This window comes from Pseudomonas sp. SJZ103 (genome assembly GCF_007828335.1).
In the GTDB taxonomy this organism is placed as follows: Bacteria; Pseudomonadota; Gammaproteobacteria; order Pseudomonadales; family Pseudomonadaceae; genus Aquipseudomonas.
Map to the genome: position 1 here is coordinate 39,909 of NZ_VIUN01000013.1, position 13,305 is coordinate 53,213.

13 protein-coding genes and 2 pseudogenes are annotated in these 13,305 nt (G+C 59.5%); 8 read left to right on the top strand and 7 right to left on the bottom strand.

The window, feature by feature from the left end:
• Positions 1-10: 10 nt before the first annotated feature.
• Together FBY10_RS23830 and FBY10_RS23835 are read left to right on the top strand one after the other, a co-directional pair.
• Positions 11-1,420, top strand: a complete 1,410-nt coding sequence (locus FBY10_RS23830) for an MFS transporter (protein ID WP_145337895.1) — start codon at positions 11-13, stop codon at positions 1,418-1,420.
• Positions 1,421-1,553: 133 nt separating this feature from the next.
• Positions 1,554-2,054: a hypothetical protein gene (locus tag FBY10_RS23835; RefSeq protein WP_131697842.1), complete on the top strand. Its 501-nt coding sequence runs from the start codon at positions 1,554-1,556 to the stop codon at positions 2,052-2,054.
• 452 nt (positions 2,055-2,506) lie between these two features.
• Here FBY10_RS23835 and FBY10_RS32290 read toward each other — a convergent pair.
• Both FBY10_RS32290 and FBY10_RS23845 read right to left on the bottom strand, forming a co-directional pair.
• Positions 2,507-2,575, bottom strand: a pseudogene (locus FBY10_RS32290) (hypothetical protein); the annotation flags it as partial.
• A 41-nt stretch (positions 2,576-2,616) separates the two neighbouring features.
• Positions 2,617-3,486, bottom strand: coding sequence for a LysR family transcriptional regulator (locus tag FBY10_RS23845; RefSeq protein WP_145337893.1), 870 nt, complete (start codon positions 3,484-3,486; stop codon positions 2,617-2,619).
• Between the two features lie 96 nt (positions 3,487-3,582).
• On the opposite strand from FBY10_RS23845, the gene gstA reads away from it, so the two are divergent.
• The 3 genes and pseudogenes from gstA to FBY10_RS23860 form a co-directional block, all read left to right on the top strand.
• Positions 3,583-4,185, top strand: a complete 603-nt coding sequence (gene gstA, locus FBY10_RS23850; RefSeq protein WP_131697844.1) for a glutathione transferase GstA — start codon at positions 3,583-3,585, stop codon at positions 4,183-4,185.
• A 353-nt stretch (positions 4,186-4,538) separates the two neighbouring features.
• On the top strand, positions 4,539-5,027 hold the full coding sequence (locus FBY10_RS23855) for a GNAT family N-acetyltransferase (protein ID WP_256663574.1): 489 nt from the start codon (positions 4,539-4,541) through the stop codon (positions 5,025-5,027).
• Positions 4,945-5,181 (top strand): annotated as a pseudogene (locus FBY10_RS23860) (methyltransferase); the annotation flags it as partial. The gene FBY10_RS23855 and the pseudogene FBY10_RS23860, both read left to right, overlap by 83 nt.
• An 89-nt stretch (positions 5,182-5,270) precedes the next feature.
• On the opposite strand, the gene def reads toward FBY10_RS23860, so the two are convergent.
• The 3 genes from def to FBY10_RS23875 all read right to left on the bottom strand — a co-directional run bounded on the left by def (position 5,271) and on the right by FBY10_RS23875 (position 7,126).
• The gene (gene def, locus FBY10_RS23865; protein WP_145337891.1) at positions 5,271-5,810 is read right to left on the bottom strand and encodes a peptide deformylase; all 540 of its coding nucleotides are present in this window, start codon (positions 5,808-5,810) and stop codon (positions 5,271-5,273) included.
• A 3-nt stretch (positions 5,811-5,813) separates the two neighbouring features.
• Positions 5,814-6,758 carry a YihY/virulence factor BrkB family protein gene (locus tag FBY10_RS23870; RefSeq protein WP_145337889.1) on the bottom strand — a complete coding sequence of 315 codons (945 nt, stop codon included), beginning with the start codon at positions 6,756-6,758 and terminating at the stop codon, positions 5,814-5,816.
• 182 nt (positions 6,759-6,940) lie between these two features.
• On the bottom strand, positions 6,941-7,126 hold the full coding sequence (locus tag FBY10_RS23875; RefSeq protein ID WP_131697847.1) for a CsbD family protein: 186 nt from the start codon (positions 7,124-7,126) through the stop codon (positions 6,941-6,943).
• Between the two features lie 199 nt (positions 7,127-7,325).
• On the opposite strand from FBY10_RS23875, the gene FBY10_RS23880 reads away from it, so the two are divergent.
• Complete coding sequence (locus FBY10_RS23880; RefSeq protein WP_131697848.1) at positions 7,326-7,703, top strand: hypothetical protein; 378 nt, start codon at positions 7,326-7,328, stop codon at positions 7,701-7,703.
• Between the two features lie 68 nt (positions 7,704-7,771).
• On the opposite strand, the gene fadD1 is transcribed toward FBY10_RS23880, so the two are convergent.
• Positions 7,772-9,463, bottom strand: coding sequence for a long-chain-fatty-acid--CoA ligase FadD1 (gene fadD1, locus FBY10_RS23885; RefSeq protein ID WP_145337888.1), 1,692 nt, complete (start codon positions 9,461-9,463; stop codon positions 7,772-7,774).
• Positions 9,464-9,859: 396 nt separating this feature from the next.
• Positions 9,860-11,548, bottom strand: a complete 1,689-nt coding sequence (gene fadD2 / locus FBY10_RS23890; RefSeq protein ID WP_145337886.1) for a long-chain-fatty-acid--CoA ligase FadD2 — start codon at positions 11,546-11,548, stop codon at positions 9,860-9,862.
• Positions 11,549-11,770: 222 nt separating this feature from the next.
• Between fadD2 and FBY10_RS23895 the strand changes: the two genes are divergently transcribed.
• Positions 11,771-12,715, top strand: coding sequence for an alpha/beta hydrolase (locus FBY10_RS23895; protein ID WP_145337884.1), 945 nt, complete (start codon positions 11,771-11,773; stop codon positions 12,713-12,715).
• Between the two features lie 56 nt (positions 12,716-12,771).
• Entirely contained in the window at positions 12,772-13,242 is a 471-nt protein-coding gene (locus FBY10_RS23900; protein ID WP_003175719.1) for a MaoC family dehydratase, read from the top strand.
• Positions 13,243-13,305 lie beyond the last annotated feature (63 nt).

Here is a 13,305-nt window from a genome sequence, read left to right on the forward strand (position 1 = left end):
TTTTCCCGCCATGCCTGCACTCCCCGCTCTAGACGGCATCGACCCGATCCGCGCCGCCCATATCAGCGCGCGTATCGACCGTCTGCCCGCTGTCGCCACGGTCTGGCGCCTGGTGGCGCTGCTGTCGATCGGCGGTTTTTTCGAGCTGTATGACTTGTTCCAGACCGCCTACATCAGCCCCGGCCTGATCAGTGACGGGATTTTCCACACCGGCAGCGAGGGCGTGTTTGGCTTCTCGGACCAGGCGGCATTCGCCTCGGCGACCTTCCTCGGCCTGTTCCTCGGCGCCAGCCTGCTCAGCCCCATCGCCGACCGCTTCGGACGCCGGGCGATTTTTACCTTCGCGCTGATCTGGTACACCGTCGCCACGGTGTTGATGGGCATTCAGACGTCCGCGCTGGGCATTATCTGCATGCGTTTCCTGGTGGGCATCGGCCTGGGTATCGAGCTGGTGACCATCGACGCCTATCTGTCTGAACTGGTGCCCAAGCGCATGCGCAGTTCAGCGTTTGCCTTTGCGTTTTTCATCCAGTTCCTGTCGGTGCCGGCCGTAGCGTTGATGTCGTGGTGGCTGGTGCCCCAGGCCCCGTTCGGGGTCTCGGGTTGGCGCTGGGTGGTGCTTAGCAGTGCGGTGTTTGCGCTGTTTATCTGGCAACTGCGCAAGCGCCTGCCGGAGTCACCGCGCTGGCTGGCGCAGAAAGGCCGCTTCGAAGAAGCCGGTACGATCATGGACAGCCTTGAGGCGCGCTGCCGGAAAGACCACGGCAAACCGCTGGATGAACCCGACCCCGAAGCGGTCAGTGTGCAAGGCAGCGGCCGTTTTGCCGACATCTGGCAACCGCCATACCGCCGCCGCGCGTTGATGCTGATTGTGTTCCATGTGTTCCAGGCCATCGGCTTTTTTGGTTTCGGCAACTGGCTGCCGGCGTTGCTCTCGGGGCAAGGCGTCAGCGTGACCCACAGCTTGCTGTACGCCTTTATCATCACCCTCGCCTACCCGCTGGGGCCGTTGCTGTTCGTGAAGGTGGCCAACCGCTTTGAAAACAAATGGCAGATTGTCGGCTCGGCCATGGGCGCGGTGATCTTCGGCAGCCTGTTCGCCCTGCAGACCACGGCGGTGGGGCTGGTGATCTGCGGAGTGATGATCACCTTCTGCAACGCCTGGCTGAGCTTCAGTTACCACTCCTACCAGAGCGAGCTGTTCCCGACCAATATCCGCGCGCGGGCGGTGGGGTTCTGCTATTCATTCAGCCGCTTGTCGACGGTGTTCAGCAGCCTGTTGATCGGTTTTATCCTCGAACACCTGGGCACACCCGGTGTGCTGGCGTTTATTGCCAGCAGCATGCTGATCGTGATGATCACCATCAGTTGGTTCGGCCCGCGTACGCGCAACCTGGCCTTGGAAAATATCGCCCATTGACGGCAACGGTTGGCCGCCTGCGGGACAACGTTTGCCGCGGCGGCCAGGCCAAATCCAGTAAAACCGGGGTTATCGGACCCGGCATGTTATTTGCTCCCGCTATGGCACCGAACAATTTCCCAGGTGACCGATCATGCTGGTTAACAACAACACCCAAGCCGTGTCGACCATTCAAAAGATCACGCGGCCCGACATGGACCCTGCCAACGCCGCCGCCAGCACGCTGTACAGCGGTGCCCTGCAAGCGGCGCAGCAAAGCGTGACCCTGCCGGCCGCGCAGAAGGATCTGGACAAGGCGAGCGATCGCATCGACGAAGCTTTCGCCAAGACCCGCGTGCAGTTGCAGGCCAGCACTGCGGCTACCACGGCGACGACGGATGTACCCGCCACCAGCTCCGCCCGTGCAGACTTCACCGATTACATGAGCAAAACCCCGGCCGAGCGAATCCGTGAGCAATTGCTCAAGGAGCAGGGGTTGACCGAGGCGGATGTGCAGAACATGTCGCAGGAAAAGCAGGACGCCATTTCCAAGCAAGTGGCTGAGCGTTTGAAGCAACAGCAAGAGCAGCAGGTAGCGGCGAAGACCACTGAGCCGCAGGCGCAGACAGTGAAAGAAACCCTGGCGGCGATCTAACAGGCACCGCTGATCAAATGTGGAAGGCCCCACTACCTCTTCAACGTAGCGCTGTCGCGCAGCAAACTGGAACCTCTGTGGCGAGCGGGCTTGTCCCGCGTTGGGGTGCGAAGCAGCCCCTGATGAAGACGAATGCGGTGTATCAGGCACTCTTCTGCGCCTGGTTTTGGGGCTGCTGTGCAGCCCAACGCGGGCGGTGCGACGATTCGACAAGCCCGCTCGCCACAAGAATGCCGTCGACTGAAATTGCTTATGCAAGACTCAAGACTTTAGGGTGAAATTTTAACCCTTTAAAATCAGTCAGTTATTTCAAGTTTGATAAGAGCTGGCTCGCTCCCACATTGATCGGGTTATCAAAGTGGAAATCTGTTTACCGCAGTTGCAATGTCGAATTGAAATGCCCGATCGCATCCACCACATGCCGTGGTTTTACTTGCGCACACCTCCACATTTTCCACCGTCGCCTGGCTGGTACGTGCAGCGAGGCTGCACACTTCATCGGCCACTACCGCAAACCCACGCCAGCGTGAGCATAGACACAGCTTGCCGTGAGGCAATGCCACTAATCAGCCAGCATTTTCAACAAGGCACTGCTGGCGGCCGAAGGGGGACGGGTGGGTGAACCGACCAAGGCAAACTCGCGGTGCAGCGGCACCGTCAACGGCATTACGCGCAGACCATTACGTTGAACCGGCAGGGCCATTTCCGGTACCAGCGTGACGCCGACGCCCTCACGCACCAGGCTAAACGCGCTGTTCCATTCGCGCACTTCCACGCGGATATCGCTCAGGCTCAGCCCCGCCGCGGCTCCCAGGCTACGGGCATTGGCAGTGCAACCACCGGTGGCGAGGACGAAGGGTTGTGCGAGCAATTCCTCAAGCGACACCGTGGCATCAACCGAGCGTTGCGCCAACGTATGGTTCGCGGGCAGCACCGCCAGCCACAAGTCCCGCCCCAACACCGTGGCGTTGCGCTCGGGCCGGGGGTTGAGCACCACGCCCAGGTCGATCAGGTCGGCATCGAGCAGGGTGAGTACTTCGTTGTCGGTGACATCCAGGGTGGTGACCTCGATGCCGGGGTACAACTGACGGAAACGTTGCAACAGCGGTGTCAGAAACGTTGCCAGCACCTTGGGGAAACTGGCGATACGAAGACTTCCACGCAGCATCGGGCGCGCTTCATCCACAGTGCTGCGAATGGTCTGCAACGCACCCAGCATCACCCGTGCCTGCTCGATCACACTCAACCCCAGGGCAGTGGGCAACGTCTTGCGTGGTTCGCGGGTGAACAGTTGCGCGCCCAGGGTTGCCTCCATGCTGGCCATGGCCTGGCTGGCGGCGGATTGGGTCATGCCCACGCATTCGGCGGCAGCGGTAATGCTGCCCTGATCGGCCACAGCCACCAGCAGGCGCCAGTGCATCAGGTTCATCATGGCAGTCGCTGTCCTTATGGCAGGGGTCTGAAGGTTTAATTTTACGCACGGTGCCATGCCCGTGAGACTGACGCAAATCCTACGGAGTTGCCCACGATGAAGCTGTATTTTTCGCCGAACGCCTGTTCCCTCGCGCCGCATATCGTGCTGCGCGAATTGGCGTTGCCGTTCGAGTTGGTACGGGTCGACAACCAGGCCAAAACCACCGCCGATGGCCAGGACTACCTTCAGATCAACCCCAAGGGCTACGTCGCTGCGCTGCAACTGGATAACGGCCAGGTGCTGACCGAAGCCAGCGCGATCCTGCAATACCTGGCCGACCTGAAACCCGCAGCGGGCCTGGCCCCGGCCAATGACAGCTGGGCGCGCGTGCGCTTGCAGGAATGGCTGAATTTTATTGCCACGGAAATTCATGGAGGCCTGGCGGTGTTCTTCAACGGTGCGATCCAGGGTGACGTGCGGGCGATGTTCCTGGCCACGTTGTACAAGCGTTTGGCAGTTCTGGTGCAGACCCTGCAGAGCCAGGATTATCTGTTGGGCGGGCAGTATTCGGTGGCGGATGCGTACTTGTTTGTGGTGCTGCGCTGGGCGGCGTTTCACCACATTGATCTGCAACAGTGGCCGGCGCTGGTGGCGTTTATGCAGCGGGTAGGCGAGCGGCCAGCGGTCATCGCCGCGTTGGCCGCCGAAAACCCATAAGCTGAAATGCAACGGAGTGCAGGAACCGCCGACGCCGTGAATTGTTGGGCATCGGCAACTCAGAGCAGGTATTTCCTGCCCTGTGCCGTGACGCGGGAAAATCTTGCAGATCGTTTGGTTCTAAGCGTGTAACTCAGTGACCGAACAGGCCTGTCTCGGTTTTCTTGGCTTTCTTGTCCGCGCGTTTTTCATCGGCGGTTTTTGCCGGTTTCTTCTTCGCGGCTTTCTTTGAATCCATACCTTTGGCCATGATGCATGCTCCACTTACAGGGGATGTAACACTGGGTATACCACCTATTGCCGCACAGAAGGCGCTTATAATCCCCGGCCCTTGATTATGTCGGCCAAACACCATGCCCGAACTGCACATCGAACCCCTGGCTGAGCCGCTGTGGCCGCTGCTGAACAAGTTTTATCGCAGCCATCACTCACCGATGAAGGCGCTCAAGGGCGGGCGTTTGTGGGTAGCGCGCGACAGCGGGATTGTCGCCGGCTTATGCGTGACGCCCGTGGTCGGCGGACAGTGGTTGACCGGCGTGTTTGTCGACCCGGTGTATCGCGGCCAAGGGTTGGCGGGGCGATTGATAGCTGCGGCGGCGGCCGAGGTGCAAGGCACCCTGTGGTTGTTGTGCCATCCGGACCTGGAGGGTTTGTATCAGCGCATGGGTTTCACCCAGGACACGCTATTGCCGCAATCGCTTAGCGAGCGGCTGGTGCGCTACAAGCGCAACAAACCGATGATCGCGATGGGCTTAGATCGTCAAGGACAGCGGTTACCTGACCACCGACCAGGTGGTGAAACTGGCCACCGATGCGGGGTTCAAGCTGGCTGGCCAGAGTGAGGTCAACGCCAACCCGAAGGACACCAAGGATTATCCCGCTGGCGTGTGGACGTTGCCGCCGACGTTGAAGTTGGGGGAGCAGGACAAGGCGAAATATGTGGCGATTGGCGAGTCGGACCGGATGACGTTGCGGTTCGTCAAACCGGCCAAATAACCTGGCCTCAAATGCAAATCAAATGTGGGAGGGGCGGTGCGACGATTCGACTTGCCCCCTCCCACATTTTGATCTCAACGGGTCGGCGATTACTCGTCAGCGGTTGGGTCCAGATCGGGAAACATCACTTCAATAAAGCCGAACTTGCTGAAGTCGGTAATCCGCGAGGGGTACAGCCGGCCGATCAGGTGATCGCATTCATGCTGCACCACCCGCGCGTGGAAGCCATCGGCAAAACGTACGATCGGCTCACCCTTCGGATCAAAACCCTCGTAGCGAATCTGCTGGTAACGGTCCACCGCGCCACGCAGTCCGGGCACCGACAGGCAGCCTTCATAGCCTTCTTCCAACACCGGACTGAGCGGCGTGATCAATGGGTTGATCAGGATGGTCTGCGGCACCGGCGGCGCATCCGGGTAGCGCTCGCTGGCTTCGAACCCAAAGATCACCAGTTGCAGGTCGACGCCAATCTGCGGGGCGGCCAGGCCGACGCCGCCCACGTGCTCCATGGTCTGGAACATGTCGTCGATCAATTGCCACAGCTCGGGGCTGTCGAACATTTCCGGCGGTACCGGCGGGGCGATACGCAGCAGGCGCTCATCGCCCATTTTCAGGATTTCACGGATCATCGATCAGACTTCGTCGGTAGTGGGTTTGGAGTGGTCGCGGCCGAGGCCGGAGACGTGTTGTTTTTCCTGCGGGGGCTCGTCGAAATCCTTCGCGCCGGGTTCCTTGCCTTCGACCGACATATGCTCGATCACGGCGTTCATCTCCGCCCCCAGCAGCAGCACGGCGGCGGAAATATAGAAGTACAGAAGCAGCACGATGATCGCACCGATGCTGCCATACATGGCGTTGTAGTCGGCAAAGGTTTTGACGTAGTAGCCAAAACCAAGAGAGGCGACGATCCACACCACCACCGCCAGCACGGAACCGGGGGTGATAAAGCGAAACTTCTGCTCAACGTCCGGCATCACGTAATACATGAGGGCCACGGCGAACATCAGCAGGATCACAATCAGCGGCCATCGCACGATGGTCCACAGGGTGACCACGAACTCCTGCATGCCAATCTGGCCAGCCAGCCATTCCATCACCTGTGGGCCGAGCACCATCAGCGCGGCGGCGGCCAGCAGCATGCCGGCGATGCCCACGGTGTAGAAAATCGACAACGGAAAACGCTTCCAGATCGGCCGGCCTTCCACCACGTCGTACGCAGCGTTCATGGCGCTCATCATCAGGCGCACGCCAGCGGAGGCGGTCCACAGGGCAATCACGATACCCACCGAGAGCAAGCCGCCCTTGGATTGCTGCAACTGGTCGATCACCGGGTTGACCTGCTCCAGGGCCTGGGGCGGCAACACCAGCTCCGACTGCAGGCGCAGCCAGGTGAAAAAGTCCGGCAGGTGCAGGAAACCGATCAGGGCGATAAGGAACAGCAAGAAGGGAAACAACGAGAACAGCATCTGGTAGGCCAGTGCCGAGGCATAGGTGGACATCTCGTCATCGACGAATTCCTTGACGGTACGCACCAGCACCTTGTGCAGCTTGAGACCATCGAGAACCGGAAAGATCATAGCGTCTCCTTTCGCCGCAAAGAGGGTGAGTTCGTGGGCGACTCAGGGGCCGTTTTTTACATCAAAGTAGCCCATCTGGCGACTTTGAAACAATTTCGAAACTTTAGTTGCAACACATGACATAAAAACGGCCATCCGTGGATGGCCGCAAGACTGGGCAATTGCCGTCAGCCGGGTCAGGACTATTTGGTCGCTTTCTTGACCGCGTCCTTGGTGTCGCCAACCGCTTTTTGAACTTCGCCTTTCTTTTCTTGAATGACGCCTTCAGCGCGCAGCTTGTCGTTGTCAGTGGCTTTGCCGACGCCCTGCTTGATATTGCCGACGGCTTCATTCGCCAAGCCTTTTGCCTTATCCGATGTGCTACTCATGGTATCTCTCCTGGGAACAATCAAGGATTTTGGTCATTACGTAGAGGTTGACCCGAGGCCGTTCGGCAGAGTTTCAATTATTTTTCAGTGCGCATTTCATCACCAGCCGCAGGTTTGGCTTTATGTTTTGCAGCCAACCCACGAGAATGCCCGGCAGATTCAGGCTCTAACGCTGAATAACAGATCCCGTAGGAAGGTTATGAAACTCAATAAAGCACAGGCCATCGCCCGCAGAAACCAGGAACTGGGTGGTGCCGTACTCGGCGTCAACAACTGCCACTTCACCGACCTGGACCGCAAACGCAACATCTGGTGGTTCGATCTGCCGGTGGGTCGTATTGCCGTCGGCCAGTACGAGTGGATTCACCTGTTGATGCACAACGCCGAGACCGACCAACTGCTGCACCTGAAGGTGCCGACAGCGTTCCTGCGTGAAAAGCTCGAAGGGCTGGTGGTGCGCAATGCGGGCAAGCGCAAGCCGGAAATTACCCTGGAGCTGAGTGCGGACAAGGATTCGTTCTTGAAGGATGTGCGGCCGGCGGGTGCGGGAATCAGCTTCGCGCAGTTCGCCGTGTAAGCACCGGATTTAAAGGTGGGAGGGGGCAAGTCGGATCGTCGCACCGCCCCTCCCACCTTTGGACTGCGTTACTTTTTAAGACCGAGTTTCTTCAACTCTTCATCGCGCAACTCACGGCGCAGGATCTTGCCCACGTTGGTGGTCGGCAACGCGTCGCGGAATTCCACGGCCTTTGGCACCTTGTAGCCGGTGACATTGGCGCGCATATGCTCCATCACCTGTTCCTTGGTGAGGGTGGCGCCCGGCTTGACCACGATAAAGAGCTTGATGTGCTCCCCGGATTTTTCATCCGGCACACCGATGGCCGCGCACTGCAGCACGCCCGGCAAGCCCGCCAGCACGTCTTCCAGCTCGTTGGGGTACACGTTGAAACCGGAGACCAGGATCATGTCCTTCTTGCGGTCGACAATACGCATATAGCCATCCGGCTGGATGATCGCGATGTCGCCGGTCTTCAGCCAGCCGTCGCTGTCGAGCATCTCGGCAGTGGCGTCTTCGCGCTGCCAGTAGCCCTTCATCACCTGCGGGCCCTTGACGCACAGTTCTCCGACTTCACCCAGGGCCAGTTCGACACCGTCGTCGGTGATGACCTTGCACAGGGTGGACGGCACCGGAATGCCGATGGTACCGATCTGGATATGCTGGATCGGGTTCACCGTGGCCACCGGGCTGGTTTCGGTCATGCCGTAGCCTTCGCAGATGCCGCAACCGGTCACGGCTTTCCAACGCTCGGCCGCCGCCAGTTGCAGGGCCATGCCGCCCGACAGGGTGACCTTCAGCGCGGAGAAGTCCAGCTTGCGGAAGGCTTCGTTGTTGCACAGCGCCACGAACAGGGTATTCAGGCCGACAAAGCCGCTGAACTTCCACTTCGACAGTTCCTTGACCATCGCCGGCAGGTCGCGCGGGTTGCTGATAAGGATGTTGTGGTTGCCGATCAGCATCATCGCCATGCAATGAAAGGTGAACGCATAGATGTGGTACAGCGGCAGCGGCGTGATCAGGATCTCGCAACCTTCATGGAGGTTGGAGCCCATCAGCGCCTTGCATTGCAACATGTTGGCGACCAGGTTGCGGTGGGTGAGCATCGCGCCCTTGGCCACACCGGTGGTGCCACCGGTGTATTGCAATACAGCCACATCGCTGCTGGCCGGGCAGACTTCGTTGACCGCTTGCCCCTGGCCCTTGGCGAGTACGTCGTTGAACTTGATCGCCTTGGGCAAGTGATAGGCCGGAACCATTTTCTTCACGTACTTGATGACGCTGTTGATCAGCAGGCGCTTGAGCGGCGGCAACAGGTCGGCGACTTCGGTGACGATCACATGCTTGACGGCGGTCTTGGGTACGACCTTTTCCGCCAGGTGGGCCATGTTGGCCAGGCAAACCAGCGCCTTGGCGCCGGAATCATTGAATTGGTGTTCCATTTCCCGCGCGGTGTACAGCGGGTTGGTGTTGACCACGATCAGGCCGGCACGGATGGCACCGAACACGGCGACCGGGTATTGCAGGACGTTGGGCAACTGCACGGCAATTCGATCGCCGGGCTTCAAGTCGGTATGCTGTTGCAGGTACGCGGCGAAGGCGCCGGACAGTTCGTACAATTCACCATAGGTGATCGTCTTGCCCAGGTTGCTGAAGGCCGGTTTGTTGGCGAAGCGCTGGCAGGACTGCTTCAATACCGCCTGAATATTCGGATACTCGTCTGGATTGATTTCTGCAGCAATCCCGGCGGGGTACTTATCCTTCCAAAAGTCTTCGTGCATGGAAGCCCACTCCTCAGCGACGCGAATTCATCATCGCATTTGATGCGATTATTATTGGTGTATGTTTTTTTTTGGTGAATCTGGCGCTTTCAAGCAGGCCTAGACGTCACAAAGCGCGCCGAGAGTAGCAGCTTTGCCAAGGGCCGCCTAGAGCCAAAGGAGGGCCCTACAGTCATAATCATGACTGCCCTACAATATTTGGTCACACTTTAAACGGAAGTGAAATCCTTTGATGAAAGGCTCTGGAATAGGCCTTCAGGACGGCACACGATAAATGTGGGAGGGACTTGCCCCCGATAACGGTGGCTCAGTCTATATATCGGGTGACTGATTCTCCGCTATCGGGGGCAAATCGAATCGTCGCCCCCCCTCCCACATTTTTTACCGCATTTCACATCAGGCGATGTCGCGTAGCTCCCTGCGCAGGATCTTCCCTACCGGCGTCATCGGCAACGAGTCGCGCAACACAATGTGCTTGGGCACCTTGTACCCGGTGAAGTTGGTCTTGCAGTACGCCTTCAACTCCTCAAGGCTCACCCCTTCCGCACGCGCCACCACAAACAGCTTCACCGCCTCCCCCGTGCGCTCGTCCGGCACGCCGATCACCGCGCAGTTGGCCACGGCCGGGTGGGCCATTACCACGTCTTCGATCTCATTGGGGTACACGTTGAAGCCCGAGACGATGATCAAATCCTTCTTGCGGTCGACAATGCGCACAAACCCATCGTCGTCGATCACCGCGATGTCACCGGTCTTCAGCCAACCTTCGGCGTCCAGAGCCTCAGCGGTGGCGGCCGGTTGCTGCCAGTAGCCCTTCATCACCTGCGGGCCCTTGATGCACAACTCGCCGCGCTCGCCCAGGGGCAGCTCGGTGCCTTCGTCATCAATCACCTTCATCGCCGTGGCGGGCACCGGGATACCCACGGTACCCAGCCGTGATTTGTTGCCGTAGGGGTTGGTGCTGGCGACCGGCGAGGTTTCCGTGAGGCCGTAGCCCTCGCCGATCGAGCAGCCGGTGATTTGCTCCCAGCGTTCGGCCGTGGCCTTGATCAGTGCCGTGCCACCGGAGTTGGTGAGCTTGAGGTGGGAGAAATCCAGGTTCTTGAAGTCCGGGTGGTCCATCAGCGCCACAAACAGCGTGTTGAGCCCCAGCAACCCGGTAAAGCGCCACTTTTTCAGCTCTTTGATAAACCCACCGATGTCCCGCGGATTGGTGATCAGCACGTTGTGATTACCCGAGACCATCATGCACATGCAGTTCGCGGTGAAGGCATAGATGTGGTACAGCGGCAGCGGCGCGATCATCACTTCCTGCCCTTCCTTGATCAGTGGGTGGCCGTCATCGCCGGTCTGGGACATGCAGGCGCGCACCTGTTGCATGTTCGCCACCAGGTTGCCATGGGTGAGCATCGCGCCCTTGGCCAGGCCGGTGGTGCCGCCGGTGTATTGCAGCACGGCGATATCGTCCAGGTTCACCGGGTGGCGCGTCACGCCGAGGCCCGCGCCCATGCGCAAGGCGCGCTTGAACGACACCGCACGCGGCAACTGGTAGGCCGGGACCATCTTCTTGACCTTGTCGACCACGGTGTTGACCAGCCAGCCCTTGGCGGCGGGCAGGAAATCGCCCATCTTGGCTTCGATCAGGTAGTCGATCTCGGTGTCGGTGCATACCTCCTGCACCCGCGAACCAAACAGGTTGAGGTAGACCAGGGCACGCACGCCGGCGTCCTTGAACTGGTGGCGCATCTCGCGCGGGGTGTACAGCGGGTTGGTGTTGACCACGATCAAGCCGGCACGCAGTGCGCCGAACACGGCAATCGGGTAATGCAGCACGTTTGGCATCTGCACGGCGATGCGCTCGCCGGGCTTGAGGTCGGTATGCTGCTGCAGGTAGCCGGCGAACGCCGCACTCTGGCGCTCAAGCTCGGCGTAGGTCAGGGTGATGCCCATGTTGCTGAATGCCGGACGGTCGGCAAAGGCCTTGCACGAGCGCTCGAAGACTTCGATCACCGACTTGTAGGCCGAGAGGTCGATGTCGTTAGGAACGCCCGCCGCGCGTTTGTCATTCCAGAAATCAGGTTGCATTATTCTTGTCCTCTTACCTGAATGTGTCCGGCCGCTTTTGTACTGCTTATAAAAAGCGGAGCTTTGGGGACGTTAGCAGCTATGGCCAAACAGGCAAATACAGGAAGGAGCGTCATTTATTGCGTGAATCTTCCTACAGGGGCCTGCGCTGATCAGACGCTTCCCGCGGGATGAGCTATACACTGCAACGTCCCTGTGCAGACCTTGAGAAAAGGAACCGCCATGAATCACAGCACCTTCTGGCTGACCGCGAATGACCACAGCCGCCTGTACGTCAATCAATGGCTGCCCGATGCTGCGCCCAAGGCGCTGCTCATGCTGTCCCACGGCATGGCCGAACACAGTGGTCGGTACGCGCGCCTGGCCGAAGCCTTGTGTGGCGCAGGCTTCGGCCTGTATGCGCCGGACCAGCGCGGCCATGGCCGCACCGCCGACGAGGGCACCTTGGGGCTCTACGCCGAGAAAGATGGCTGGAACAAAGTGGTGGGCGACCTGGCCAGCCTCAACCAGCACATCGGCCAGCAACAACCGGGGCTGCCGATCATTTTGCTGGGCCACAGCATGGGCAGCTACATCGCCCAGGCCTACCTGCTGCACCACAGCGCCAGCCTCAACGGGGCGATTCTCAGTGGTTCGAATTTCCAGCCCGTGGCGCTCTACCGCGCCGCACGGCTGATCGCACGCGCCGAACGTCTGCGCCAGGGTGTGCGTGGGCGCAGTGCGCTGATCGAGTTCCTGTCATTCGGCTCATTCAACAAGGCGTTCAAACCCAATCGCACGGCGTTCGATTGGCTCAGTCGCGACCCGGTTGAAGTCGACAAGTACATCAATGACCCACTCTGCGGTTTCCGCTGCACCAACCAGTTGTGGATCGACCTGCTCGGTGGCTTGCAGCAAATCAGCAAAGCGTCCAATCTCGTGCAGATCGATCCGGGCCTGCCCATCCTGGTGATGGGCGGCGAATGTGATCCGGTGAGTGAGGGCAAGCGTCTCAAAAGCCTGGCCGATGCCCTGCGCGAAGCCGGCTGCCAGAACCTGCAACTGAATATCTACCCGCAGGCGCGTCATGAAGTGTTGAACGAAACCAACCGCGATGAAGTCACGGCAGACGTACTGGCGTGGCTCGACCAGGTCATGACCTTGCACAGGCCGGCCCGCTGCGAATAAATTTTGTTTAAAATCAGATAGTTAAATTACCGATTAGCCACAGGATGCACCTTTAGATGACCCAGGTAACCAACACCCCGTACGAAGCCCTTGAAGTCGGCCAGACCGCCAGCTACAGCAAGACCGTCGAAGAACGTGATATCCAGCTGTTTGCCGCCATGTCCGGCGACCACAACCCGGTGCACCTGGATGCCGAATACGCCAAGGCGACCATGTTCAAGGAGCGTATCGCCCACGGTATGTTCAGCGGCGCCCTGATCAGCGCGGCCGTTGCCTGTGAGCTGCCCGGGCCGGGCACTATCTATATCGGCCAGCAGATGAGCTTCCAGAAGCCGGTAAAAATCGGCGATACCCTGACCGTGCGCCTGGAAATCCTCGAGAAGCTGCCGAAGTTTCGCGTACGCATCGCCACTCGTGTGTTCAACCAGCGCGATGAGCTGGTAGTGGATGGCGAGGCGGAAATTCTTGCACCACGCAAGCAGCAGGTCGTGACCTTGACCGAGCTGCCGCCGATCAGCATTGGCTGAGTACGGTTTCAAGGCCAACACCATACAAATGTGGGAGGGGGCTTGCTCCCGATTGCGGTGAGT

Excerpts from the sequence above, each read along its gene's own strand:
- fadD1 (WP_145337888.1), bottom strand. The coding sequence starts at position 9,463 with ATGCACGAAGACTTTTGGAAGGATAAGTACCCCGCCGGGATTGCTGCA.
- FBY10_RS23895 (WP_145337884.1), top strand. The coding sequence starts at position 11,771 with ATGAATCACAGCACCTTCTGGCTGACCGCGAATGACCACAGCCGCCTG.
- FBY10_RS23835 (WP_131697842.1), top strand. The coding sequence starts at position 1,554 with ATGCTGGTTAACAACAACACCCAAGCCGTGTCGACCATTCAAAAGATC.
- fadD2 (WP_145337886.1), bottom strand. The coding sequence starts at position 11,548 with ATGCAACCTGATTTCTGGAATGACAAACGCGCGGCGGGCGTTCCTAAC.
- FBY10_RS23855 (WP_256663574.1), top strand. The coding sequence starts at position 4,539 with ATGCCCGAACTGCACATCGAACCCCTGGCTGAGCCGCTGTGGCCGCTG.
- FBY10_RS23845 (WP_145337893.1), bottom strand. The coding sequence starts at position 3,486 with ATGATGAACCTGATGCACTGGCGCCTGCTGGTGGCTGTGGCCGATCAG.
- FBY10_RS23880 (WP_131697848.1), top strand. The coding sequence starts at position 7,326 with ATGAAACTCAATAAAGCACAGGCCATCGCCCGCAGAAACCAGGAACTG.
- gstA (WP_131697844.1), top strand. The coding sequence starts at position 3,583 with ATGAAGCTGTATTTTTCGCCGAACGCCTGTTCCCTCGCGCCGCATATC.
- FBY10_RS23830 (WP_145337895.1), top strand. The coding sequence starts at position 11 with ATGCCTGCACTCCCCGCTCTAGACGGCATCGACCCGATCCGCGCCGCC.
- def (WP_145337891.1), bottom strand. The coding sequence starts at position 5,810 with ATGATCCGTGAAATCCTGAAAATGGGCGATGAGCGCCTGCTGCGTATC.
- FBY10_RS23870 (WP_145337889.1), bottom strand. The coding sequence starts at position 6,758 with ATGATCTTTCCGGTTCTCGATGGTCTCAAGCTGCACAAGGTGCTGGTG.
- FBY10_RS23875 (WP_131697847.1), bottom strand. The coding sequence starts at position 7,126 with ATGAGTAGCACATCGGATAAGGCAAAAGGCTTGGCGAATGAAGCCGTC.
- FBY10_RS23900 (WP_003175719.1), top strand. The coding sequence starts at position 12,772 with ATGACCCAGGTAACCAACACCCCGTACGAAGCCCTTGAAGTCGGCCAG.